Here is a 25,429-nt window from a genome sequence, read left to right as displayed (position 1 = left end):
TGCCCGCAATGGGTCATAAGCATCAAGGATATTGGTGTCTTTGTTTTTAATAATGTAATCTTTTTATAAGGCCCTATAGATTCTTGGTACCAACAAAATGAAGCTGGACGAATTTCATGGAATGCACCCGTTGTAAAGCAGAAACAAAATTATTTATAGGTCGATTTTAAGAATAATATTTTCATCTAAATTTAAATCAATAAAAACTACTAATTATGGAAAAAGTAAATATGGACAGCCTAGTTGTCGTATTGGATGCTCTAGAAAAATTGGGATTTCATTCTCAATTCGATATTAATGGGAAAAATATGGTTTCACTACAAACAGACAATCTTTTCCAAAGTAATGAAGTGAAAATTGTACATTTCTATCGTTTTGAAGGCGAATCTAATCCTGATGACAGTTCTATTATGTATGCCATTGAATGCAATAACGGGGAAAAGGGAACTTTAGTTGATGGATACGGAACAACTGCCGATACAGATACTGCTAACTTTATGCTAAACGTTAAAAATAAAAAATAATCTACAAAAACACCGATGCTAGTTTCCAAGAAACACAAATTATAATGTAATAGGTTCCTATTCAATCTAAAAATCAATAAAAACGGTATGCTTCACAATAAATTTAAAAGTAAAGGTTTAACAACTGCTGAGGTAAATCGTGCAAGAAAAAAATACGGTGAGAACAAAACTGCCTATAAAAAAAACAATATGTTTTTAAATGGCTTACTTCAGATTGTCAAAGATCCTATGACCATTTTATTATTGGTAGCATCAACCATTTATTTCATAAGCGGAAAAACATCTGATGGTATATTTTTAGCTGCAGCAATTATTTTGATAGCTATAATTTCATCCTATCAAAAGGCTAGAAGTCACAACGCTTTAGAAAAATTGAAAGATTATATAAAACCCTTCCCGAATTATAGATTAAATCTTAAAATTGATTGCTTTAAATCTTGCTTTATTATTGCATTTTAATCTTTTTTCAAAAAGGAATTTCTGTTTTATTTCACCTTTGATTTATCTTTTTAAATTTGCTATTCTTTAAATTTAAAAAAAAGTTTTATCTGAGTACTAATTTTTTTCGTAAGTTAGATATTGTATAAACATACTTAGAATGAAATATCTGTTTGCCCTTTTATCTGTAGTTGCCACTCAATTTTGTTTGGGACAAAAAACAATTCCAAAAGTTTTAGAAAAACTAAATAGTAAAACTGTCCCTTACATAACTGTAGAAGAATTTCAGGCAAAAAAAGGGGTTATTGTATTAGATTCCAGGGAAATAAGCGAATTTAACGTGAGTCATATTAAAGATGCGCTTTCTGTAGGTTATAATAATTTCGATAAAAATAAAATTACTGCAACAATACCAAATAAGAACGCCAACATAATTGTTTACTGTTCTATTGGAGTTCGCAGCGAGAAAATTGGAGAAAAACTACTTAAAATGGGCTATAAAAATGTATACAATCTTTATGGTGGAATTTTTGAATGGAAAAATAATAATGGGAAAGTAATTGACAATAAAGGTCAGGATACAGATAATGTACATACCTACAACAAAAGTTGGAGTAAATATTTGAAAAAAGGGACCAAGATTTATGAAAACTAAAACGAATTCTTAAATTAAATGCTGAACAATTCTTTAAAAAAGTATTTTAACTAAAACCGATCTATATAATTTATCGTATCTCATTATAACTTATAGTTTAAATAAAATAAGAGTAACAGCTATAAGGATTTTTGGAGTATAAAACCAAAAAACACCAGTTGCTTAATTTTATAAAACAAAATTTACAAGTACAAGTAAGTTAAATACAATATAACTGTTTTAAAATTCATCAACACAAGAATTACAAAATTTGAAATGACAAAAATAAACAGCAATGACTACCAATTTTTATAAATAATTAAACCAAATCAATAATCTTAAATATTAAACCTATGAAAATGTTTTTCCTGTCCTTAATTTTTTTACCATTTTTTTCTAGTGGTAAAAACGGAACAAATCCAGAAGCCGTAAAATTTATTAATGAGAAAAGCAACACTGCAGAAGCATCTGGCGTTAATCATGCAAGATGGAATGCATTATTACAGAAAAATGTTTTAAAGAACGGAAATGTAAATTATAGAGGTTTTCAAAAAGATAGTAAAGAACTAAAGGTATACTTAAACGAACTTTCAAACAATTCACCCACTAAATCATGGTCAAGAAATGCAACTCTAGCATATTGGATAAACGCATATAATGCATATACGGTGCAATTAATTTTAAACAACTACCCAACTAAAAGCATTAAAGATATTGCTGATCCATGGGGCAAAAAATTTATTTCTATTGGTGCCAAAAAATACAGTTTAGAAGAAATTGAAAATAACATTCTGCGCAAGATGAATGAACCTCGCATTCACTTTGCCATAAATTGTGCTTCGGTTTCTTGTCCGGAATTATTAAATGAAGCATTTACGGAATCAAAATTGGAAAAACAATTGGTTTCGGTTACTAGAAATTTCATTACTGATACATCTAAAAATTCCATTACACCGAACAAAATTGAAGTATCAAAAATATTTGATTGGTTTGCTGCCGATTTTAAAACAAAAGGGGATGTAATAGATTTTTTAAACTTTTATAGTACCATTAAAATCAGTTCAAATGCAAAAATAAGTTACAAATATTACAATTGGAATCTTAATGACTAACCTTTCCTAGTAAATTACTTTTTCTTATTGCACTCACTTTTTCAATCGAAATATAATTTGATCTAAAATGTTGATGATAGGAATTATACAGTTCGTTTTAAATACCAATAAAATTCAATTTTATGTAGTTGTCTTAACATAAAAAAAATATTATTTAAAACTTTTCATTGATTGGGATTCAAAGTAATACTTTTTAAGTTTTAAGAATTAGTACAAATTAGTTAACAGTGAAACATTTTATAACAAGAATTTATAAGAACTTTTGAAATTTGTATCAAAAAAAAATATCATTAAATTGGTTTTTTTTATTGGATAAGGAAGTTTTCAATATTATTTATAAATATTTTTGATGAGGTAGTTAATTGAAAATCAACAATTTTTTAAAATTTTTAATTTTTTTTAGATTTTCTAAAACCAAATCTATTTATCCCTCGTAAATGAATAAATAAGTTAAACAAATAACACTTAAACACTATGATTAAAAAACAATTACTATTAATGTTAGCTGTAACAACACTAGGAGGTGTAAATACCGCTTTTTCGCAGAGCCCAATAAGTGGATTCATGCAAGGTAAAGGAAAAGGAAATGTTTCTCTTTCTTTAAGTTCAGAAAAGTATGATAAAGTGTACTTAGTACCACAAGAAACAAATGGTGTACCAATTTTTAACGAAGTAAAGTTAAACAGTACTAATTTGTATGCAACTTATGGTCTATCAAATCAATTAGATGTTGTAATGTCTTTACCGTACATTTCAGCTGAAGGGAATGCTTCTCAAGAGCAATTAAGCAACTTAAACTATTCAAACACTAGAAGTGGAGTTCAAGACGTATCTTTTTACTTGAAATACAATCCTTACTTCCAGAATTTTGGTAAATCTAGCTTAAGATTGATTGGTGCTTTAGGATTAAAAACACCAATAGGAGACTACAAAGTTGATGAAGGATTGCAATCAATTATTGCAATTGGAAACAGAAGCACAACGGTTAGTGCTCTTGGTTTAGCTATGTTCAAAATGGACTCTGGAATTTTTGCTTCAGGACAAATTGGAGGAAATATAGCTTCAAATGATGTGCCTAACTCGTACACATCAGAACTTAAATTAGGATACGCGGCTTCTAAATTTTATTGCGATGCTTACGTAGCAAATCAAACATCTACAAGTGGTGTAGATATTTTGGCAGAAGGTTTTCAAGGCTTTTTCCCAGCTACAAAAGTAAACTATACCAAAATAGGTTTGAACCTTTACACTCCTCTTTACAAAGATTTTGGATTAGCTGGAGGTGCTAGCACTTTAGTAGCAGGTAGAAATATCGGAAAAGCGACTGGATTTTATGGTGCACTAGTTTATAAATTTTAATTAATAACTCTAAATTAAAGAAATGAAAAATTTAAATATAAAAAGCGCATTATTGGCTTTTACATTACTAGCAACATTAGTATCATGTGATAATGATTATGCTGATGAGAAACCAACAATTGCCAACATAGCTGTAACAAATTCAGCTTTCAGTACCCTTGAGGCAGCAGCAATTCAAGGTGGCGTAGCGGTAGTATTAAGTAACAAAAATGCAGGAGATCCTTCAGGAAATTTTACTGTATTTGCTCCTATAAATGATGCTTTTGCTAGATTAGGACTAGTTGATGCAGGTAGTTTAGGCGCATTAAATAATACGTTTTTAACGAACACATTATTATATCACGTTTCTAATGCGAACTTACCATCTAGCCAAATTATGGCAGGAGGAACTTCAGGATCAGCGTTGCAAGGTCTTACAAGACGGTTCATCAGTAGAGGAAATGATAAGTACATTAATGGTTCTAAGATTGTAATAACAGATGTTTCAGCAAGTAACGGAACTGTTCATGCGATTGATAAAGTAATGCTTGCTACTGGAGCTAATATTGTTGCATCAGCACAAGCTGTAGCGGGTGGTGGTGTATTCAAAAAGCCAGAACTAACATTTTTAGTGGCAGCAGTAGTACGATCAGGATTAGCAGCTACTTTATCAGATCCTACTGCAAATTTTACGATATATGCACCAACAGACGCAGCGTTCATCGCAGCAGGATTTCCAAATGTAGCAGCAGTATCTGCAGCTGACCCAACCTTTTTACAAACGGTTTTGTTAAACCATGCAGTAGGTAGGACAGGTGCAATTAAAGGTAAATTCACATCAGAGCAAACAGCTTTAACGGAAATGACAGCTGGTGGAGGAACACTAACGTACAGTGCTTTTGCGAATGGAACATTTACAGTGAAAAGTAATGGAACTGCAACTCCAGCCAACATGGTTATCCCAGATATTCAATGTACAAACGGTGTAGTTCACGTTATTGATAAAGTTTTAGTACCTTAATTGTATTTTGTAAACTAATACAAAATTCCTTTATGGTAAAACAAAGTAACAGTTGTAAAATTAGTTTTGCAACTGTTATTTTTTTAAAAGTTGTAATTAAGAAAATAATTAGGTTGAAATACTTTTAAACAAAATCAATCATTTTTATCGAAAATATTCTATTTTTAAAAGAAATTAAAAAGCATTTTTTAAATCATAACAAGCATATTCATTTTATATGGAACATATTGTCATCATTGGTAACGGAATTGCTGGAGTTACACTGGCACGTCACATTAGAAAAAAAAGTAATTCAGAGATTACGATCATCTCCTCTGAAAATAAATTTTTCTTTTCTAGAACTGCATTGATGTATGTTTTTATGGGACATATGAAATTTGAGCATACACTACCGTATGAAGATCAATTTTGGAAAAAAAACAAAATTAATCTTATCGAAGGATATGTCACTTCCGTAGAACCAGATTTAAAAGCTATCGTTTTAAACGGTAATGAAAAAATAGGATATGATAAATTAGTGCTAGCAACAGGATCAGTGCCAAATAAAAATGGTTGGCCAGGGCAGGATTTACAAGGCGTAACAGGATTTTATCATAAACAGGATCTAGAAGCATTAGAAAAATGGGCACCTACAACGAAACATGCTGTAATAGTAGGCGGAGGATTGATCGGTATTGAGTTAGCCGAAATGTTACGGTCTCGCAATATTCAAGTTACTTTCTTGGTTCGGGAAAAAACATTTTGGGGTGGAGTTTTGCCTTTCGGCGAAAGCCAAATGATCAACCGCCATATAGCAGAACACCATATCGATTTAAAATTAGAAACAAATTTAGTTGAAATTATTTCTGATGAGAACGGCCGTGTTAAAGCTGTAATTACGGATAAAGGTGAAACTATAAATTGTGAATTGGTAGGATTAACAACCGGTGTTTCGCCAAATATTGATTTTCTTAAAAATTCTGAAATTGAATTAGGAAAAGGAATCAAAGTGAATCAATTTCTGGAAACGAGTGTTCAAAATATTTACGCGATTGGCGATTGTGCTGAGCAACGTGAAGCAATAGGATTGAGACGACCTGTTGAAGCTGTTTGGTACAGTGGGCGCATGATGGGCGAAGTGTTAGCACAAACATTAACAGGAAACCCTACAGCATACAAGCCTGGGAACTGGTTCAATTCAGCAAAATTTTTAGATATTGAATATCAAACGTATGGATGGGTATGGGCTACAGCCAAAGAAAATGAAGTTCATTTTTACTGGGAACATGCTGCAGGAAAAAAAGCAGTCCGCATTTCATTTGATAGGGAGAGTAGAATTTTTTTAGGCATAAATACCTTTGGAATACGCATGCGTCATGAATTTTTTGACACCGTTTTAAATAATAAGGAATCGGTAGATTATATTATTCGAAATTTATCAAAAGCTAATTTCGATCCTGAATTATTTACTTCGCACGACCACGAAATTCAAAAACAATTTAATAATCAATTTGCTACCGTACAATAATATGAGCCAATCAAGTAAAAATATATCGATCGCTTCTCATGAAAACCTACAAATGGATGTTGTTCAAAAATTGAGCATTACACTTGGATTAATTGGCTTGTTTATTATGACACTCGCGTTGTTTAACGTATCATTTCCCAATAAAGAGATGTGGCTTACAGGATCTATTCTGGCGGTATTAACAGGAATTATTATTTATGCTAATAGAACGTATCTCAACCAACCTGAAGGCATAAAAAACAATGGTATCTGGCATCAAAGCCTTACTAGTAAAGGGAGTTGGGCCTGGATGATCGGAATTGTATTGACGGCATTCTACATTGCTTTATATTGGTTTCCCCAATACTTGGGACTCAATCAAAGTGGTGGATTAAATACCGGAATAGTTGGTTTTTTTGACCCTTTAAGTTTTGTATTAAATGGAAAAGCAGCCAGTCAATGGTTTGTATACGGAACGCTATATACAGTAGCAATTTTAGGCTTGGGATATAAATTTATTCTAAAATACCGCCACAATAAATACCAATTAGTGCGTACAATTTCTGTGATGTTTTTTCAATTGGGATTTGCATTTTTAATTCCTGAAATTTTAGAAAAATTAAATCCTGAGAAAGCTTATTTTGCAAAAGATTTAAAAAATATGTGGCCTCTTAATTATTATTTCTTCAATGATTGGCATTTAAAAAATATGCTTGAAGGAGGTAATTTAGGGATGTTCATGCTGATTTTTGGTATTGCTATGATTTTTATTATCTCTCCAATTCTTACCTATTTTTATGGAAAGCGCTGGTATTGCTCATGGGTTTGTGGTTGTGGTGGCCTTGCTGAAACAGCGGGAGATAGTTTTAGACATTTGTCTAGTAAAACTGAAGCCTCATGGAAAATAGAGCGCTGGATGATACATAGCATATTAGTCTTTTCATTTGTTATAACTATTGCAGTAATATTCACTTTTTTGTCCAATAATCCTGGAATGAGTTTTATAACAAAAGATCAATTTACTATAGGAATTGTATTATTTTTGAGTGTATTTACATCACTTTTGTATATTTTCAAAAGAAATGATATGGATACAGATGCTATTTATACGATGGTTTCATTAGTAGTCATAATTATTATATCTTTGCTGCTAAATTATTTTTCTGGTAGTCAAAATATTCTATTTTTTGACAGTAATTCATTGAGAGAATGGTATGGATTTGCAATAGGTTCAGCTTTTAGTGGCGTTATTGGAGTTGGATTTTACCCCATTTTAGGCAACCGTGTTTGGTGCCGTTTTGGTTGTCCAATGGCGGCAATTTTAGGATTGCAACAACGATTGTTCTCAAGATTTAGAATTACAACAAATGGCGGACAGTGTATTTCGTGCGGTAACTGTTCTACCTACTGCGAAATGGGAATTGATGTACGCAGTTATGCACAAAAAGGAGAAAATATCGTTCGTTCTTCATGTGTAGGTTGCGGCGTTTGTTCGGCAGTTTGTCCGCGTGGAGTACTAAAATTAGAAAATGACACCCCTTCAGGCAGAATCAATTCTAATGAGATTTTACTAGGAAATGATTTTAAATTAATGGATTTAATAACCAATAAATAAAAATGAATTTCAAATGAAAAAGATTTTATTAACACTTTGTTTTTTAGGCTTAACTTTAATTTCAAAGGCTCAAACTACAGAATTATTTTTTGAACAAGCTACAGAGTTTTTAAAGAAAAATGTGTCAGCAGATGGGAAAGTTGATTATTTTAAAATCAAGAAAAGTCCTGGAGAATTAATTTACATTTTAGATAATATTGCAAAACTTGATACTAAGTTTAGCGATAAAAAAGTTGCAAAAGCATTTTGGATTAATGTTTATAATCTTCATGTTATTAAAAGTGTTGTTGATAAATTTCCAATAGCATCTGTTGAAACAATACCAGGATTTTTTACTACGAATACATTTGTGGTAGGAAATCAAGAATTAACTCTTGATGATATTGAAAATGTAATTTTAAGAGATTTGTTTTTTGATCCTGCGATACACTTTACTTTGTCAAGTGCAGCAAATGGTGGAGCTCCACTATTAAATACTGCTTATTTGCCAGCTACAATTGAGGAGCAGATAAAATCTCGTGCAACTCTTGTTATAAATTCTAAAAATTACTTTTTTATAAATAAAGATACTAAAGTCATAGAATTGTCAAAAATCTTTGAATGGTACAAAAAAGATTTTGCTGTAAACTATTTTAATGAAATCGATTTTATCAATCTTTTTTTAGAAAAAAAAATAGACAATAAACTGACCGTTCAAACGTATGATTTTGATTGGTCTCTAAATAAAATATAACTTCTTCCTATAGAATATAGTAAGGTTACCAAAAAATTAAAAAATGATTAAGTCTGTTTTTATAATGATTTTTCTCTGTGTTATTTCTGGTTCAGGACCAAAAACGTATGTGAAAAATCATTATAAAAATGGTAAATTGAAGTCTGAGGGATGGCTTCAACAAAATCAAAAAGTTGATTATTGGTTTTTTTACAATGAAAATGGGAGTAAAAAAGAAGAGGGCCATTTTGCCGAAAATAAAAAAATTGAGTGGTGGTTGTTCTATAGCAATAAAGGTGAAATAGTAAAAAAAGTTGAATATAAAAATAATGTAGAAGATGGCCTTGGTATTTTCTATAAAAATGGTGCAATAATAAAAGCCGCGCGCTACAAAGCAGGATTAAAGATTAAAGAATGGAATACAATTGCGGCTTATAAAAGTGACAATCCCTGAAAAACAATAATGAATATAATAAAAGTAATTATACCTGCTTACAATGAGGAAAAAGCGATAGCAAATGTTATTAATGAGATTCCTGACTATGTATCTGAAATTATTGTAATTAGTAATAAATCAACAGATAATACAATCGCAGTGGCTCAAAATGTTGGAGCCACTGTATTATCTGAAAATAATAAGGGATATGGTTATGCTTGTTTAAAAGGGCTTGATTATATTTCTCAGCAAGAAGTTAAACCTACCATTGTCGTTTTTTTGGATGGTGATTACTCTGACTATCCTGAAGAATTAACCAAGCTAATAGATCCTATACTTAGTAACAAAGTTGATTTTGTTATAGGTGCAAGAGTACCTGAATTAAGGGAAACCGGCTCAATGACTCCACAACAAATTTTTGGAAATAAATTAGCTACTGTATTGATGAAACTTTTTTTCGGTTCAAAGTTTACAGATTTAGGACCTTTTCGAGCCATAAAATACTCTACTCTGGTTGATCTTGAAATGCATGATAAAACTTATGGTTGGACAGTAGAAATGCAATTAAAAGTTTTACGCAAACGTATTTCATATAAGGAGATTCCAGTTCGATATAAAAACCGGATTGGTGTATCAAAAGTATCAGGAACTGTAAAAGGTACTATCATGGCTGGAATTAAAATTATTGGTTGGATTTTTAAATACGCTTTCAAATAATATGCTGCAACTTTCTTATATCATTCTTACCATATATTGCTTGTCTATATTATTGCTTTTTTTTTATGGTTTCTCGCAACTTAATTTGTTGATTAATTATTTAAAAAATCAAAAAAAAATTGATAAATCGATACAATTTGATTTTACAATACCTTCGGAAATCCCTGTAGTTACGATTCAATTGCCTATTTTTAATGAAAAGTATGTTGTCGAAAGATTGCTTATTACTATTGCAGAACTGGATTATCCAAAAGATAAATTAGAAATTCAAGTTTTGGACGATAGTACTGATGAAAGTATAATTGATACCAAAAAAATAGTTGATCGTTTATCTTCTGAAGGGTTAGATATAAAACTGATTACAAGGTCTAATCGTATCGGTTTTAAAGCTGGAGCTTTGAAAGAGGGTTTAGTATCTGCAAAAGGTGAATTCATTGCTGTTTTTGATGCTGATTTTGTTCCGCAGAAAGAATGGTTGCTACAAACTATTCCTTATTTTAAGGATGCAGGTATTGGTGTAGTACAAACTCGCTGGGGACATTTAAATAGAAATTATTCTATATTGACCAAAATTCAAGCCTTTGCATTAGATGCTCATTTTATATTAGAACAAGTAGGAAGAAATTCACAATCGCACTTTATCAATTTTAATGGAACAGCAGGAGTATGGCGCAAAGCATGCATCATTGATGCAGGAAATTGGGAAAGTGATACTTTAACCGAAGATTTAGATCTGAGTTATAGAGCACAACTCAAAAAATGGAAATTTAAATATTTGATTGATGTAGTAACTCCGGCTGAATTACCTGTTATTATCAGTGCAGCACGTTCACAGCAATTTCGTTGGAATAAAGGAGGTGCTGAGAATTTTAGAAAAATGAACTGGCGTGTCATAACTTCAACAAATATTTCGGTTAAAACAAAAATTCATGGTCTATTGCATTTACTCAATAGTTCAATGTTTTTGTTTATATTTTTAATGGCAGTATTGAGTGTTCCAGTTGTATTCATTAAAAATAAATATCCACAATTAGCCCTTTTCTTTGATATATTGGCACTTTTTGTTTTTACCTCGCTAATATTTTTTACATGTTATTGGTTTACTTTCAAAAAAATTAACGGCGGAGGAATTACTAATTTTTTAAAGTATATTGGTTTGTTTTTTACTTTTTATAGTATTGCTATGGGTTTCTCATTCCATAACACCGTGGCGGTTTTAGAGGGTCTTTGGGGTAAAAAAAGTGAGTTTATCCGAACGCCAAAATTCAATATCGAAAGTTTAAAAGATAAATGGAAACAGAATACTTATATCTCCAAAAAAGTATCTAAAAATATTATTATAGAGGGATTACTTTTAATTTATTTTCTTTTTGGAATCTATAGTGGTATTCGCTTGAATGATTATGGTTTGTTACCATTTCATTTGATGCTTTCCATTGGATATGGATATGTTTTCGTTAAATCAATCCAAATTACCGACTAATTTTATAGATCTTTTAGACAAAACAATAAAATTCTTGGAGTTTACATCTTTAAAATAAAAAAATATTTTAGTAAATTCTATTAAATTTTTGACATCTATTTTGTAGATAAAGATTCAATTTTGATGTTTTGTTTTCTCGAAGTTGATCAATAGTAGATTTAATCAATTCATTTTGTGCCCTGAATCTAATGCTTTCTTTTATGTAAATTTATGATTCTTACAAATTCAATGAAACAGAACAGCAATGCAACTAAATCGTATGTTTTATGCAGCGTATTTTTGTATGCTTATATTGCTTACTTTTTAGAAAGAACTGATTTTCTTGCCTTATTATTTTCTTTTGGATTACTCTTTTTTTTTACTTACAAAATTATCCAAACAGAAAAGAATAATTTTAATTTCTTAATTTTAATTTCGGTACTGTTTCGATTACTTTTTATTTTTAGTTTACCCAATTTATCACAAGATTTTTATCGTTTTATTTGGGATGGCCGCCTTATTTTATTAGGTCTAAATCCATTTACAAACCTTCCGAATGATTTAATTTTAGATCCAAATTTCACACTTTCACATGCACGTGAATTAGTAGGAGCAATGGGTAATTTAAGTGCATCTCATTTTTCTAATTATCCACCTGTCAATCAATTATTCTTTGTATTGGCTGGTTTTTTCAGTAATCATTCTATTCTAGGTGGAACAATAGTTTTGAGAACAATCATCATTGCAGCCGACTTTGGAACTTTGTATTTTGGTAGCAAATTATTAGAAAAGTTAGGATTAGAAAGACACCGCATATTTTGGTTTTTATTAAATCCGTTGGTAATTATAGAACTAACTGGTAATTTGCATTTTGAAGGTGTAATGCTCTTCTTTTTTATTTGGAGTCTCTATTTATTGCAGATGAATAAATGGAGGGAAGCTGCTGTGATTTTGGCATTATCTATTGCTACAAAACTATTGCCCTTACTGTTATTGCCTTTGTTTTTTCAAAAATTAGGATGGAAAAAAAGTTTCGCTTTTTACGGAATTATAATCGGAATAAATATTTTGTTTTTTGTACCATTTTTTTCTGCTGAATTGATTTCAAATTATTCTAAAACTATTGGTTTGTGGTTTACCAATTTTGAATTTAATGCAAGTGTTTATTATATTATTAGAGCCATTGGTTATTATTTTAAAGGGTACAATATTATTCAAAGTACTGGTCAAGTAATTCCAGTTTTGATGATTGTTTTTATCGTATTACAGTCCTTTTTTGGAAAGAATAAGACAACCTTAAATTTGTTTCAAAGTTTTTTACTGGTGTTAAGCATTTACTTTTTTACGGCTACAACGGTACACCCTTGGTACATTATTAATCTCGTGTTAATTAGTGTTTTTACAAATTTTAAATTTCCAATTGTTTGGAGTTTGATGGTTGTTGTTAGCTATTACACGTATTCTAATCCTGTATTTAAAGAAAATTTAGGTCTAATTGCTATAGAATATATTGTTGTTGCTTTGGTGCTATTTAATGAGATGAAGAAAATGCCGTTTAAAATTTTCAGCATATTTGGAACTAGAATTAAAAGTAATGAACGTACTGGCGTCAATAAAGGAGCGTAAACAAAACACTTTTGAGGAATAGAGCAACCATCACATTAATGCGATATCTTTAATTCCCTATGCTTTAGTAAAGAGAAAGAGAACCACAGTTCACTATAATAACCAAGAGAAATGGTGGAGCGAAAGTACGGAAGGAATTATTGCCAGCAATGCAATTGCGCATGATTATTAAATGACTGTCATGTTAAAACTACATCTTTGGGTTAATGCTGGTTTTTAAACTGGAAATTTAGATTTTTAAACCTGCTTTGGCAGTACTAAAAAAATGGTATTATGATCTTTGATAAAAAATCTTACGTACTTAAAAACAAACTTAGCCAAACAATTTTTATTATAATTTTGAATGGCGATTTCTCTTCATTCAAATATAAAAAAACGCACTCGGATTGGAGTACGTTTCAATATTTTAGTATTTGAATTCTATTTTTATTGATCAATAGATCCTAGAACACGTTTCATAAAACTGTTTAAAGCTTCTTTTTTGTCGGTTCCAGTTTTAACCAATTTATTCACTTCTAGAGCGCCATACATATTCGAAATTAATTCTCCAATAACATCTAATTCTTCGTCTTTTAGTGATGCAATTTCAGTCATTGCCTCTAAAACTTCGATTGTTTCAATGATGTAATCTTCGTCGTTTTCTTCTATAAACTGCGTTAAATGTTTGATTACTGGTAATTTCATTATTTAATTGTTTATTTGGTTTTTCGTTGAAATGTTTGTTTAAAAAGAGAATCGTTACTTTAAACGAATAAGTAAAGGAATAAAATTAAACGATTTCATTTACCAATTCAATTAGAACTTCTTGTTTATTAGTTTGTGTTTCATTAACCAATTTACCATTCACAAAAGTGGCAAAAGTTGGTAAATTGCTCACATTAGCTAATTTTCTCGATTCAGGAAAGTTTTCTGCATCAACAAGCGCAAAAGTAATTGTTTCGTTTTCTGAAGCTAATTTTTTGAACTTTGGTTTCATAATACGGCAGTTGCCACACCATGATGCCGAAAATTGAACCACTACTTTTTCTTCTTTTGCAATTAAATCTTGTAACGTATCGTCGGTTAATTCGATTAACATATTTTTTAATATTAAAAAATCAGTAGCAATAATCCATTTGTAGAATTGAAATTGATTATTGCTATTGAAGTTGTTATTGATTTAGTTTAAACTTAAGTATTCAGCAGTACTCACTCTATCAGCACTCATAGCTTCTTTTCCAGCTTCCCAGTTTGCAGGACAAACTTCTCCTTTTTCTTGAATGTGTGTGTACGCATCAACCATACGTAAATACTCGTTTACGTTGCGTCCAAGTGGCATATCGTTTACACTTTCGTGGAAAATTTTTCCAGTTTCGTCAATAAGGTAAGTCGCTCTAAAAGTTACATTAGAACCTTCAATAATTACAGAATCAGTTTCTTCAGAATATTCAGTTGAATCGATATCAAGAATTCCTAAGATGTTAGATAAGTTTCTGTTAGTATCAGCTAGAATTGGATACGTAACACCTTCAATTCCACCATTATTTTTTGGAGTATTTAACCAAGCAAAATGCACTTCGTTAGTGTCACAAGAGGCACCAATTACTAGTGTATTTCTTTTGTCGAATTCTGGTAAAGCAGCTTGAAAAGCATGTAATTCAGTTGGGCATACGAATGTAAAATCTTTTGGATACCAAAACAAAAGTACTTTTTTGTTGTTATTTACAGCTTCTTCGAAAATGTTAATTTTTAAATTATCACCCATTTCAGAGATAGCGTCTACTGCAATACTTGGAAATTTTTTACCTACTAATGACATTTTTATTTACTTTTTAAGTTATTTTTTTGATGGTGCAAAAGTAGGTATACAAAAGATGAATTAAATTAGTATTTGATTATAAATACTTATTTCAAAATAGGGAGTTACTATACTGTGATTTTTAAACTATCACTTATAAGTAGTTAACCACAACAGGCAGAGTCCCTTCGCATTTTATGTTTTCCAAAAGTTGCTCTGCTGCGGCTTCTTGAAATTCTGGAAAATCTTGATATACTTGTACAGTTCCTGATATTTTATTGATATTTGGTATGATTTGTAGAACGTATGGATTTCCAAAAACATATAAAATACATTTTTTTGTACTAAATAAATTGCCTAAAAATTGAAGAACTGCATCATCAATATCAAAATTATTCAAGGGTTTAGCCTTTGGTACAAATAAAGAAATGACTAGGGTGTCAAATCTAGATAGGCTTTGTTCTAGTTCCACGAGAGTGGTAGTTTCACCACTTTCATAACTGAATTCAGGAGAAGGCAAAGCAGCAGATAAGGCTTTAAAAAATGTTGTATCAGTGCTGTTGTAGATGCTTAATTTTGCTAAATCTTCTCTATTTTTCGCATCAAAAACATTCACCGTATTGTGGTTGTCTTTGATTTTAGTCATACTGTTTTGAGCAATTTTAAAATTTAATTTCGACGTAGTTTCAAAATCAAAGTCATTCTGGGAAAGGTTTGGTAAACTTAGATTTCCATCTGTAATTCCGGCTTTCTGTTTGCATTTCCAAATGCGTTGAAAACTAGCTTCAATTCGCTCCAGAGTAGCATTATTTAAGATTTCATGGATTCCTTCAGGCACGTTTTCGGCAAAACACAATACATCGTTGCCAGCATTGAAAGCTTCCCATTCCAATTGTCCTTTTTGATCGTATACTTTAGAAACGCTGTGCATGTTTAAAGCATCTGAAATCACTAAGCCATCGTATCCTAATTGCTTTCGCAAAAGGGTTTCGATAACAGATTTTGACAAGGTCGCCGAAGTCTCTTTTCCTTCATTCAAAGCGGGAACGGCCAAATGACCAATCATAATCGAATCGACATTATTCTCGATTCCTTTTATAAATGGAACTAGTTCATTGGTTAGTAATTCGTCCAATGTTTCTTTTAAAACCGGTAATCCTAAATGCGAATCGACATTTGTATTGCCGTGTCCGGGAAAATGTTTCAGACAACCTAGAACGCCTGCATCATTCAATCCTCGAACATATTCTAAAGCAAATGCAGCTACTTTTTCTTTGTTTTGTCCAAAAGAACGGTAGCCAATAACTGGATTATTCGGATTGTTATTGATATCCGCTAAGGGCGCTAAATTATAATGAATCCCTACTGATTTTAAGTCTAAACCTATTTGTTTACCTACTTCATAAACCAAATTTTTTTCACTTTCGGGTAAGGCACCAAGCGAAATGGCATACGGATATTGCGGTGTTTTTTCGACACGCATGGCTAAGCCCCATTCGGCATCAATACTCATTAATAATGGAGTAGGAGCACAAGTTTGGTATCGAATGATGAGTTCTTTTAAACGCAGACAACTATCGTCATTGATTACAATTTTTTTCTTGGTTTCATAATTGGTAGCTGCACTGGCCCGACTATGAAAAAAAGTCAATCCGCCTATATTGTATTCTTTAATTAAGCGCTCCATAGCTTGAATGTTTTCTTCGGTATCGTTGATGAAAACGGCAGGAAAGAAAAATTGTCCTATTTTTTGTTCTAAAGTCATTTTGAAAGAAATATAATACTAATTTTCAACATATAAGTCCTGTAAGTCAAATTATGCGCATAAATAATTTTGTAAAAACATTGTAAAAAACACTTATTTTATGAGAAAATTACTTAAACAAACTCATAGCGCTTATATGTTAAAAAAAAGCTAGTTTGTTTTTTCTTGTTCTGATTTTTTACCAAAATCGGCTGGAAAAATCAAAAAGCGAGATAAAATTAATCCTGGAATAGTTGCCAAAAACACCCAAATAAAGAAATTTCCATATCCCAGATATTCTTGAATATAACCGCTCAACATTCCCGGAAGCATCATTCCTAAAGCCATAAATCCCGTTGCGATAGAGTAATGAGACGTTTTTGATTCCCCATCGGCTACATAAATTAAATACATCATGAAAGCAGCAAAACCAAAACCGTAACCAAATTGTTCTATAATTACTGTAACAACTATATAAGGATTAAAATAAAAAACAGAAGAAGATACGTTTAAATAAAAAGGATCTAAGGAATATTCAATGTAGGGAAGACTCAGATTAAAAATAATTTCAGGATGAAAATGTGAAATTAGAATGAATCCAATAATTGGTAAGTGCATTGCTAAAATCATGGGTAACATCCATTTTCCTAATCCATCTCTTGAGATTAAGAAACCGCCAATAACCCCTCCAATTACAAGTGCAATTACCCCAAAAATACCATAGATAATACCAAAGTCCATATTTGATATGCCCATACCTTTTTTGGGAATTGCATCGATGTTACCTTTTTCTTTAATTAATTCATCAATAAATTTTGTTCTTTTTGACATTACATCATTATATGTTGTAATATCGGCTTTAGGTATGATGTTTAAATCTAATACTGTTTTTTCATTTTGCATTACGGCTAATATTGGTAGCTCATAGTAAATGTTTTTTAATTCAGTTTTAGATGCTTCTCCTCCATTGTTAATTATAGAATGATAGGATTGTAATGCTGTTTTTTGTTTGATATTTTTGGTTGATTCATCTAGTTCATACTTAATAGGCTCTACTAAAAAAGGATTAAGCATTTTTAATAACTGTGACTCACCTAATCGGAATAGTAAAATAAAAGCTAGAATAAGAACTATTTGTTTTTTTTGAAAAAAAGTAGAAAAAACTTTGCTAAAATTAGGTTTTGTTTTAGTTTCTAATTCTCCATTATTTTCAGTTTTTGGAGTAAAAAAGAAATTGTAAATTGTAATAGCAATCATAAATACTGCTACAAGTATCATTGTATAAGACCAAGCTTTATGTTTGTCACCGTATGCAATTTCTAAATATCCCGCTAAAATCACAACTAATCCATTTCCTGTAAGTATTGCAATTTTATAAAAAGTGCTTCTAATCCCTAAAAAGAAAGACTGTTGATCTTTTTCTAAAACTAACAAATAAAAGCCATCACTAGCCACATCATTGGACGCTGATGCAAATGCGGCTACCCAAAAAACAGCTAAACTCAAGATGAAAAAATTGCTAGCCGGAATAATAAAACCTACTATTAAAAATGCAATCGAAATTAATAATTGCATACTTAAAAACCATTTCCGTTTGGTTCCATGTAAGTCAATAAACGGGCTCCACAATGGTTTAATTACCCAAGGTAAATACATTAAGCTTGTATAAACTCCAATGTCTTCATTGCTGATACCAAGACTTTTATACATGGTTCCTGAAACAGAAAGAATAATGGCATAGGGAAAACCTGAAGCGAAATTTAATAATGGAATCCAATACCAAGGACTATTGTCTGTTTTCATTTGTAGCGTTTTAAATTCGGTTAAATTTTATAGTGTAAAGTGCACTAAAGTTGGGTCACTTTCATTACCGTAAAAATCAATGAAGCTGATCGCGCAGGTAGTATTCTTGTCTAGTTTGTACGTAGGGATTACCACTTCAACAGTATCACTGTTTTCCTTACAGACTATTTTATCAATGATATGGCTTGGATCGTTTATATCAATCTTTGAATTAAATTTAGAACCATATACCATCACGTAGCGCACTTTGCTAAGTAGAGGGTAAGTTACATTAAATCGGGATGAAATTGGATCTGTCAAAATCGAATTTACAGTGGGGATGATCGTTATTTTCTTAACATTATTTGGCACGACCGTTGGTAGAGCTGGATATTTATATTGGTTTTCAGAAAGTAATTTAGTAACACTTTGATTCTTATTCACGAATGATTTAGCACTAAAAAAAGCATTGCCTTGAACGTTTTTGTAGGATCTCGTTAAGTCAATTTGGTTCGGGATTTCACTTGGGTTATTCCACCTTTTATCAGAATCAGCGTTGATTTTATAACTTCCGTTTCCAATGTAAATTGCGGTATTAGTCGAATTTTCGGACCACCAACGCAATAATTTCGAATAGGATGCTTTAGGATGATCCATGCTCCAATACAATTGCGGAACGAGGTAATCAATCCATTTGTTTTCCATCCAAGCGATAGGATCTGCAAATAAATCGTCATAATTAGTTTGTCCTGCTTCAGTATCAGAACCTTTTGGATCTACTGATTTGTTGCGCCACACACCAAATGGGCTAATTCCAAATTGCACCCAAGGTTTTATATTTTTAATTGAAATTGAAACATCTTTGACAAAAGTATTTACATTAGAACGGCGCCAATCTTCAATACTCATCCCATTACCATATTTCTCGTAGGCAGCAGTGTCATTAAACTTTTCACCAGCAACTTTATAAGGATAAAAATAGTCATCAAAATGTACTGCATCGATATCGTAGTTTTGAACTACTTCGTTAACAATATTCAATAAATGTTTTTGAACTTCAGGCAAGGCAGGATTGTAATAGTATTTTCCACCATATTTAATCATCCATTCCGGATGTTTGTAATAATCATGTTCGCGACTTAAAATGGCTGTATTGTAGTCCATCGTAGCGCGGTACGGATTCATCCAGGCGTGAAATTCAAAACCACGCGCATGCGTTTCCGCAATCATCCAAGCCAACGTGTCGTAATACGGTTGCGGAGCTTGGCCTTCTTTTCCAGTCAAAAAACGAGACCATGGTGCTAATTTTGTGGGATAAAAAGCATCACCAACGCTTCTTATTTGAACAATTACTGCGTTGTAATTTAGTTTTTTATAAGTATCTAAAATCTCCAAATAATCTGCCTTTTGTTTGGCAACATCATCTTTACTGGTTTTTGGCCAGTCAATATTAACTACAGTAGCAATCCAAACGGCTCTAAATTCATTTTTAGGATTAGGTGTTAAAACTTGTGCAGTACTATTCCAAAAGGCAAAGAAAAGAAATGCAAAAAGTAAAATGGGATGCTTATAATTTTTCATGAAAGTCATTTTATATAAAGTATTCAAAAATAGTTTTTTTAGTGAAAATGATGTGACAAATTGATTTTAAAATTCAACTTATTTTGATTAGTCAATTTCTTTGCCAATTTTTATAATAGTTTCAGTGGTTGGTATTCTACTAAATATATATAGGAGGTTATTTTTTTCTCTTTTTCTTATTTGATTTCGGTGCATGTGATACGGTATATATTTATATTTGTGAAATCTAAAGTTATCTTATTACCCATGTCCAACTTGACTCCATTAAAAGATTTAGCTGCATCATTAGAAGGAACTCTTTTATATGATGACCTTCATAAAACACTGTATGCCACAGATGCGTCTGCGTATCGAATTATGCCAGTTGCTGTAGCAATTCCAAAATCAGAGGATGATATTGTCAAAATTATTCGCTTTGCAGCAAAAAATAAGATTTCTATCACACCAAGAACTGCAGGAACTTCCTTGGCAGGTCAAACAGTAGGTTCTGGAATAATTGTAGATGTGTCGAAACATTTTACAAAAATTGTCACTTTTGATCCAATAAAAAAAGCAGTTACGGTACAGCCAGGCGTGATTCGGGACGAACTGAATTTATATTTAAAAGAACACGGATTGTTTTTCGGACCCAATACATCGACCTCAAATCGCTGTATGATAGGAGGAATGGTAGGCAATAATTCGTCGGGAACCACATCGATACGTTATGGCGTTACCCGAGATAAAATATTGGAAATCAAAGCGGTTTTGAGTGATGGAAGCTCAGCAATATTTAACGAAATAACTTCTGCTGAATTCATTGAAAAAACAAAAGGGAACACGCTCGAAAGTTCAATCTATAAAACTATTTATGAGGAACTTTCGAATATTGAAAACCAAAAGGAGATTATCAAGGAATTTCCGAAACCAGAAATCCACAGACGAAATACAGGCTATGCAATAGATTTAGTATTGAAATCGGAACTTTTTGGAGGAACCGAGAAGACTATAAATTTAGGAAAACTCCTTTGCGGAAGCGAGGGAACGCTTGCTTTTACCACTGAAATTACCTTGAAAGTAGATCACCTACCACCAACGTATAATGTTATGGTAGTGGCTCATTTTCATACCATTCAGGAAAGTTTAGAAGCTGTGGTAACCGCGATGAAACATCATTTGTACACCTGCGAAATGATGGATGACACGATATTGAATTGTACCAAAACAAACAGAGAGCAAGCCAAAAACAGATTTTTTATTCAAGGGGAACCCAAAGCGGTTATTATGCTCGAAGTAGCATCGCATAACAGTATGGAAGATGCCGAAATACAAGCTAATGATTTGATTGCTGATTTGGAAAGAAATAATTTTGGGTATGCTTTACCAAAAATTTACGGAGCCGATATTGATAAAATAAATGAATTGCGAAAAGCAGGTCTCGGACTTTTAGGAAGTATTGTTGGTGATGATAAAGCCGCTGATTCTATTGAAGATACCGCTGTTGAGTTGAGCGATTTACCCAATTATATTGCAGAATTCTCCGCTATGATGGAGCGTCACGGACAGAGTGCCATATATTATGCACATGCTGGTGCTGGAGAAATTCACTTGCGTCCAGTTTTAAATTTGAAAACTAAAGAAGGACTACATCAATTTAGAAACATCGCAACCGAAGTGGCTATTTTGGTAAAAAAATACAGAGGATCCTTGAGTGGGGAGCACGGAGACGGAATTGTACGAGGCGAGTTTTTACCCTTTATGATTGGGCAACAGAATTATGAATTGTTAAAACGAATTAAACTTGCCTTTGATCCTAATACTATTTTGAATGTAGGTAAAATTGTAAACGCTTTCAAAATGGATGAAAACCTTCGGGTGGAGGCGGGTAGAGCTGAGCCGGATATTCAAACTATTCAGGATTTCTCGGATAGTATGGGAATTTTGCGTGCTGCAGAAAAATGCAATGGTTCTGGTGATTGCAGAAAATTACCTTCGGCTGGAGGGACTTTGTGTCCTAGTTATCGTGCCACCCGTAATGAAAAAGACACGACTCGTGCCAGAGCCAATGCGCTACGAGAATATTTGACACATTCCGAAAAAGACAATAAGTTCGATCATGAAGAATTGTATAAAGTTTTTGATTTGTGTGTGAGTTGTAAAGCGTGTGCCAGCGAATGTCCCAGTAATGTGGATGTAGCTGCTTTGAAATCGGAATTTTTGTACCAGTACCAAAAAGCTAATGGATTTTCATGGCGCAATAAAGTCTTTGCTTTTAATGCTAAATTGAATGGACTGGGGAGTATCACTCCAAAAATTACTAATTTCATGGTGAACTTGCCTTTAGTAAAAAAAAGTATGGGAATTGCTCCTAAAAGGGAAGTACCGCTTTTGGCTCCAATGACTTTTAGAAAATGGTATGAAAAGAATTGGAATCAAGCGCCAAGTGATTCTTTTGTCAACGGAAAAGTATGTTTGTTTAGTGATGAGTTCACTAATTATTATGATGTTTCAGTAGGAATCGATGCGTATGAGTTATTGACAACGTTAAGATATGAAGTAATTCTGGTAGATCATGAAGAAAGCGGAAGAGCTTTTATATCCAAAGGTTTTCTGGAAGAAGCAAAAGCAATTGCCAATACAAATGTGGGTATTTTTTTAGATTATATTAGTACTGATTTTCCTTTGATAGGAATAGAACCTTCGGCGATATTGACCTTTAGAGACGAATACATTCGATTGGCGGATGATATAGAAAGTGCTAAAAAATTAGCTAAAAATGTGTTTACGATTGAAGAGTTTTTCAAAAATGAGATTGCAAAAGGTAAAATTCATGCAGAACAATTTTCTGAGGAGGAAAAAACTATTAAAATTCACGGACATTGCCACCAAAAGTCATTGAGTACCATGGATGCGACTTTTGCGATGTTGAATGTGCCGAAAAACAGTTCGGTTACTATTTACAATTCGGGTTGTTGTGGAATGGCAGGTTCTTTTGGATATGAAAAAGAACATTATGAAATCAGTATGCAAATGGGTGAAGATACCTTATTTCCTAAAATTAGAACTACTGATCCCACAACAGCTATTGCAGCAGCCGGAACGAGTTGTCGCCACCAGATTTTTGACGGAACCACTAGAAAGGCACTACATCCAGTTTCTATATTAAGGAGCTGTTTGAAAAAATAAACCAATTGAACTTAAGTTTTGAGTTGAACGAAACCTCTTTTTACATTTTGTTATTTACTTTTTTTGAGATTAAAATTATGGTTTTTGACTTTTTTTGTGTCAAAAAAAATCATTTTTTTGTGAATTAAAAAAAATAAAAAAAATAGTTGGAGAAATGGCAATAGTTCAATTTGTTTTATACTTTTGATTTTTGAAGATTATTTGCATTATATCTAACATAAAAACGAATAATTTACGGTATCTTAATTTTTAATGATAAAATTTACAATATGGCATTAAAGGGTTTATTTAGAAAAAAGACAGTACAAGATATTTTAAAACAAGTAGAAAAAAATAATACTGACGGTCACAATGCTTTAGGTAAACATTTGACTGCTCGTGATTTGACTGCTTTTGGAATCGCTGCTATTGTGGGAGCTGGTATTTTTAGTACCATCGGTAAAGCAAGTGCAGATGGTGGTCCTGCTGTTATTTTCCTATTCTTGTTTACTGCAATCGCATGTAGTTTTGCAGCTTTTGCTTATGCTGAATTTGCCTCGATGGTTCCTGTTTCTGGAAGTGCTTATACGTATTCGTATGTTGCTTTTGGCGAAATTATAGCTTGGATTATCGGTTGGGCATTAATCATGGAATACTCTGTAGGAAATATCACTGTTGCTATATCGTGGAGTGATTATTTTACAGGATTGCTCGAAAGTGGTGGTCTGAGTTTGCCACAATGGGTTCAAATGGATTTCTTGTCCGCATCTAGGGGATTTGATGATGCCACAGCCCTGATGCAAAGTGGTAAAGAATATGTCAACTTAAGTCCAGCCTTACAAGATGCTTACACCGCTTGGATGACTTCTCCAGTTATTGGATCGTTTCATTTTGTTGCAGACCTTCCCGCATTGTTGATTATCGTTTTAATCACGGCATTGATTTACCGTGGGATGAAAGAGTCTCGTAATGCAAGTAATATTATGGTGGTGGTCAAATTGTGTATCGTTCTTTTAGTGATTGCGGTTGGTGTTTTTTATGTAGATACTGCAAATTGGGATCCATTTGCTCCAAATGGTGTTACAGGAGTTTTGAAAGGAGTTTCAGCTGTATTTTTTGCTTATATCGGTTTTGATGCTATTTCAACAACGGCTGAAGAATGTAAAGATCCACAACGTGATTTGCCAAGAGGAATGATGTGGGCCATTATTATCTGTACCGTTTTATACATTGCAATAGCATTGGTATTAACAGGAATGGTGAGTTACGATCAATTGAATGTAGGAGATCCACTAGCTTTTGTATTTGAAAAATTAGACTTAAAATGGATGTCGGGTATTATTGCAGTAAGCGCAGTAGTAGCAATGGCAAGTGTTTTATTGGTCTTTCAAATGGGACAGCCCCGTATTTGGATGAGCATGAGCCGTGATGGTCTATTGCCTAAACGTTTCTCAAAAGTACATCCAAAATACAAAACGCCTTCTTATGCAACAATTGTAACTGGTTTTGTAGTAGCCGTACCGGCTTTGTTTTTGAACCTAACTTTGGTTACGGATTTGTGTAGTATTGGTACTTTATTTGCCTTTGTACTGGTTTGTGCGGGAGTTTTAGTGTTACAAAACAAAACCGATATTCCTCGTGGAAAATTCAAAACCCCTTATGTTAATTCGAAATTTATTTTGCCAGTTTTAATAGTAATTGGGTTGGTTTTCGCCTTTGGTTACAACAAAAAAGCGACTATGGATTTTATTACTAATGAAACTCAAATCAATAATTCAGCTGATATTATCACCTCTTTAAATAAAGAGGAAACTCAAAAAGTTTACGATTATTTAGTGACAGTTGATGCTAAAAACAGTACAACTGAAACACCTGATTTAGAATTATTATTGAGTCAATACCAAGCTGATGATGCCCAATATTCTAGAATCATTTCTGGTTTACCGATTGCGGATTCTTTAAAATACGAAAGTGGTTTTAGTTTATTCAAACATAAAATTCCGATGTGGATATTCTTGATTACTTTAATCGGATTAGCCGTTTGGTCTTTCAAATCTAACTTATCTTTAATACCGTTATTGGGTTTAATCTGTTGTTTGTATATGATGGCCGAATTAAGCGTTTGGAACTGGATTTATTTTGGAATCTGGCTTTTATTAGGTTTAGTAATTTACTTTGGCTTTAGCCGAAAAAATAGTAAACTAAATACTGTAGCGGAATAGAAATAGATTTTTTTATTAAAAAGAACCGTCTCGTGCAAGCCAGACGGTTTTTTTGTAT

General features: G+C 32.2%; 21 protein-coding genes. 15 read left to right on the top strand and 6 right to left on the bottom strand.

The features are described 5' to 3' along the window. The first annotated feature begins 215 nt into the window (after nt 1-215). The 13 genes from ACNQGO_RS09770 to ACNQGO_RS09710 all read left to right on the top strand — a co-directional run bounded on the left by ACNQGO_RS09770 (nt 216) and on the right by ACNQGO_RS09710 (nt 13,121). Nucleotides 216-524, top strand: a complete 309-nt coding sequence (locus ACNQGO_RS09770) for a hypothetical protein (RefSeq protein WP_417985138.1) — start codon at nt 216-218, stop codon at nt 522-524. Nucleotides 525-611: 87 nt separating this feature from the next. Continuing rightward, nucleotides 612-983, top strand: coding sequence for a cation-transporting P-type ATPase (locus ACNQGO_RS09765; RefSeq protein ID WP_417985137.1), 372 nt, complete (start codon nt 612-614; stop codon nt 981-983). Between the two features lie 139 nt (nt 984-1,122). Beyond that, entirely contained in the window at nt 1,123-1,617 is a 495-nt protein-coding gene (locus tag ACNQGO_RS09760; RefSeq protein ID WP_417968185.1) for a rhodanese-like domain-containing protein, read from the top strand. Nucleotides 1,618-1,949: 332 nt separating this feature from the next. Beyond that, entirely contained in the window at nt 1,950-2,708 is a 759-nt protein-coding gene (locus ACNQGO_RS09755; protein ID WP_417985136.1) for a DUF547 domain-containing protein, read from the top strand. Between the two features lie 474 nt (nt 2,709-3,182). Beyond that, a complete protein-coding gene (locus tag ACNQGO_RS09750) occupies nt 3,183-4,067 on the top strand; it encodes a hypothetical protein (RefSeq protein ID WP_417985135.1) in 885 nt (294 codons plus the stop codon). Between the two features lie 22 nt (nt 4,068-4,089). Next, nucleotides 4,090-5,067 (top strand): fasciclin domain-containing protein, encoded by a 978-nt coding sequence (locus ACNQGO_RS09745; protein ID WP_417985134.1) that lies wholly within the window; start codon nt 4,090-4,092, stop codon nt 5,065-5,067. A 217-nt stretch (nt 5,068-5,284) separates the two neighbouring features. Then, complete coding sequence (locus ACNQGO_RS09740; RefSeq protein WP_417985133.1) at nt 5,285-6,574, top strand: NAD(P)/FAD-dependent oxidoreductase; 1,290 nt, start codon at nt 5,285-5,287, stop codon at nt 6,572-6,574. 1 nt (nt 6,575) lies between these two features. Beyond that, entirely contained in the window at nt 6,576-8,168 is a 1,593-nt protein-coding gene (locus ACNQGO_RS09735) for a 4Fe-4S binding protein (RefSeq protein WP_417985132.1), read from the top strand. Nucleotides 8,169-8,181: 13 nt separating this feature from the next. Beyond that, on the top strand, nt 8,182-8,901 hold the full coding sequence (locus ACNQGO_RS09730) for a DUF547 domain-containing protein (protein ID WP_417985131.1): 720 nt from the start codon (nt 8,182-8,184) through the stop codon (nt 8,899-8,901). Nucleotides 8,902-8,944: 43 nt separating this feature from the next. After that, nucleotides 8,945-9,334, top strand: coding sequence for a toxin-antitoxin system YwqK family antitoxin (locus ACNQGO_RS09725; protein WP_417985130.1), 390 nt, complete (start codon nt 8,945-8,947; stop codon nt 9,332-9,334). Between the two features lie 9 nt (nt 9,335-9,343). After that, nucleotides 9,344-10,033 carry a glycosyltransferase family 2 protein gene (locus ACNQGO_RS09720; protein ID WP_417985129.1) on the top strand — a complete coding sequence of 230 codons (690 nt, stop codon included), beginning with the start codon at nt 9,344-9,346 and terminating at the stop codon, nt 10,031-10,033. A 1-nt stretch (nt 10,034) separates the two neighbouring features. Continuing rightward, nucleotides 10,035-11,516 (top strand): cellulose synthase family protein, encoded by a 1,482-nt coding sequence (locus ACNQGO_RS09715; protein ID WP_417985128.1) that lies wholly within the window; start codon nt 10,035-10,037, stop codon nt 11,514-11,516. 228 nt (nt 11,517-11,744) lie between these two features. Beyond that, nucleotides 11,745-13,121 carry an MptA/MptB family glycosyltransferase gene (locus tag ACNQGO_RS09710; protein WP_417985127.1) on the top strand — a complete coding sequence of 459 codons (1,377 nt, stop codon included), beginning with the start codon at nt 11,745-11,747 and terminating at the stop codon, nt 13,119-13,121. Nucleotides 13,122-13,547: 426 nt separating this feature from the next. Here the strand turns inward: ACNQGO_RS09710 and ACNQGO_RS09705 are convergent, their stop codons facing one another. The 6 genes from ACNQGO_RS09705 to ACNQGO_RS09680 all read right to left on the bottom strand — a co-directional run bounded on the left by ACNQGO_RS09705 (nt 13,548) and on the right by ACNQGO_RS09680 (nt 20,005). Further along, on the bottom strand, nt 13,548-13,805 hold the full coding sequence (locus ACNQGO_RS09705) for a DUF6952 family protein (protein ID WP_395047758.1): 258 nt from the start codon (nt 13,803-13,805) through the stop codon (nt 13,548-13,550). A gap of 85 nt (nt 13,806-13,890) precedes the next feature. Next, a complete protein-coding gene (locus ACNQGO_RS09700; protein WP_417968205.1) occupies nt 13,891-14,199 on the bottom strand; it encodes a thioredoxin family protein in 309 nt (102 codons plus the stop codon). 81 nt (nt 14,200-14,280) lie between these two features. Beyond that, nucleotides 14,281-14,919 carry a peroxiredoxin gene (locus ACNQGO_RS09695; RefSeq protein ID WP_417944060.1) on the bottom strand — a complete coding sequence of 213 codons (639 nt, stop codon included), beginning with the start codon at nt 14,917-14,919 and terminating at the stop codon, nt 14,281-14,283. Between the two features lie 133 nt (nt 14,920-15,052). Continuing rightward, nucleotides 15,053-16,663, bottom strand: a complete 1,611-nt coding sequence (locus ACNQGO_RS09690; RefSeq protein ID WP_417985126.1) for a glycoside hydrolase family 3 protein — start codon at nt 16,661-16,663, stop codon at nt 15,053-15,055. 150 nt (nt 16,664-16,813) lie between these two features. Beyond that, nucleotides 16,814-18,445, bottom strand: a complete 1,632-nt coding sequence (locus ACNQGO_RS09685; protein ID WP_417985125.1) for an MFS transporter — start codon at nt 18,443-18,445, stop codon at nt 16,814-16,816. 27 nt (nt 18,446-18,472) lie between these two features. Continuing rightward, nucleotides 18,473-20,005 (bottom strand): glycoside hydrolase family 10-like protein, encoded by a 1,533-nt coding sequence (locus tag ACNQGO_RS09680; protein ID WP_417985124.1) that lies wholly within the window; start codon nt 20,003-20,005, stop codon nt 18,473-18,475. A gap of 246 nt (nt 20,006-20,251) precedes the next feature. On the opposite strand from ACNQGO_RS09680, the gene ACNQGO_RS09675 reads away from it, so the two are divergent. Both ACNQGO_RS09675 and ACNQGO_RS09670 read left to right on the top strand, forming a co-directional pair. Beyond that, on the top strand, nt 20,252-23,170 hold the full coding sequence (locus tag ACNQGO_RS09675) for an FAD-binding and (Fe-S)-binding domain-containing protein (RefSeq protein ID WP_417985154.1): 2,919 nt from the start codon (nt 20,252-20,254) through the stop codon (nt 23,168-23,170). A 269-nt stretch (nt 23,171-23,439) separates the two neighbouring features. Then, the gene (locus ACNQGO_RS09670; protein WP_417985123.1) at nt 23,440-25,371 is read left to right on the top strand and encodes an amino acid permease; all 1,932 of its coding nucleotides are present in this window, start codon (nt 23,440-23,442) and stop codon (nt 25,369-25,371) included. Nucleotides 25,372-25,429 lie beyond the last annotated feature (58 nt).

Origin of the sequence: Flavobacterium frigidum, assembly GCF_048286735.1 — a bacterium.
Lineage (GTDB): Bacteria > Bacteroidota > Bacteroidia > Flavobacteriales > Flavobacteriaceae > Flavobacterium.
This window is presented reverse-complemented; position numbering and strand designations above follow the sequence as displayed.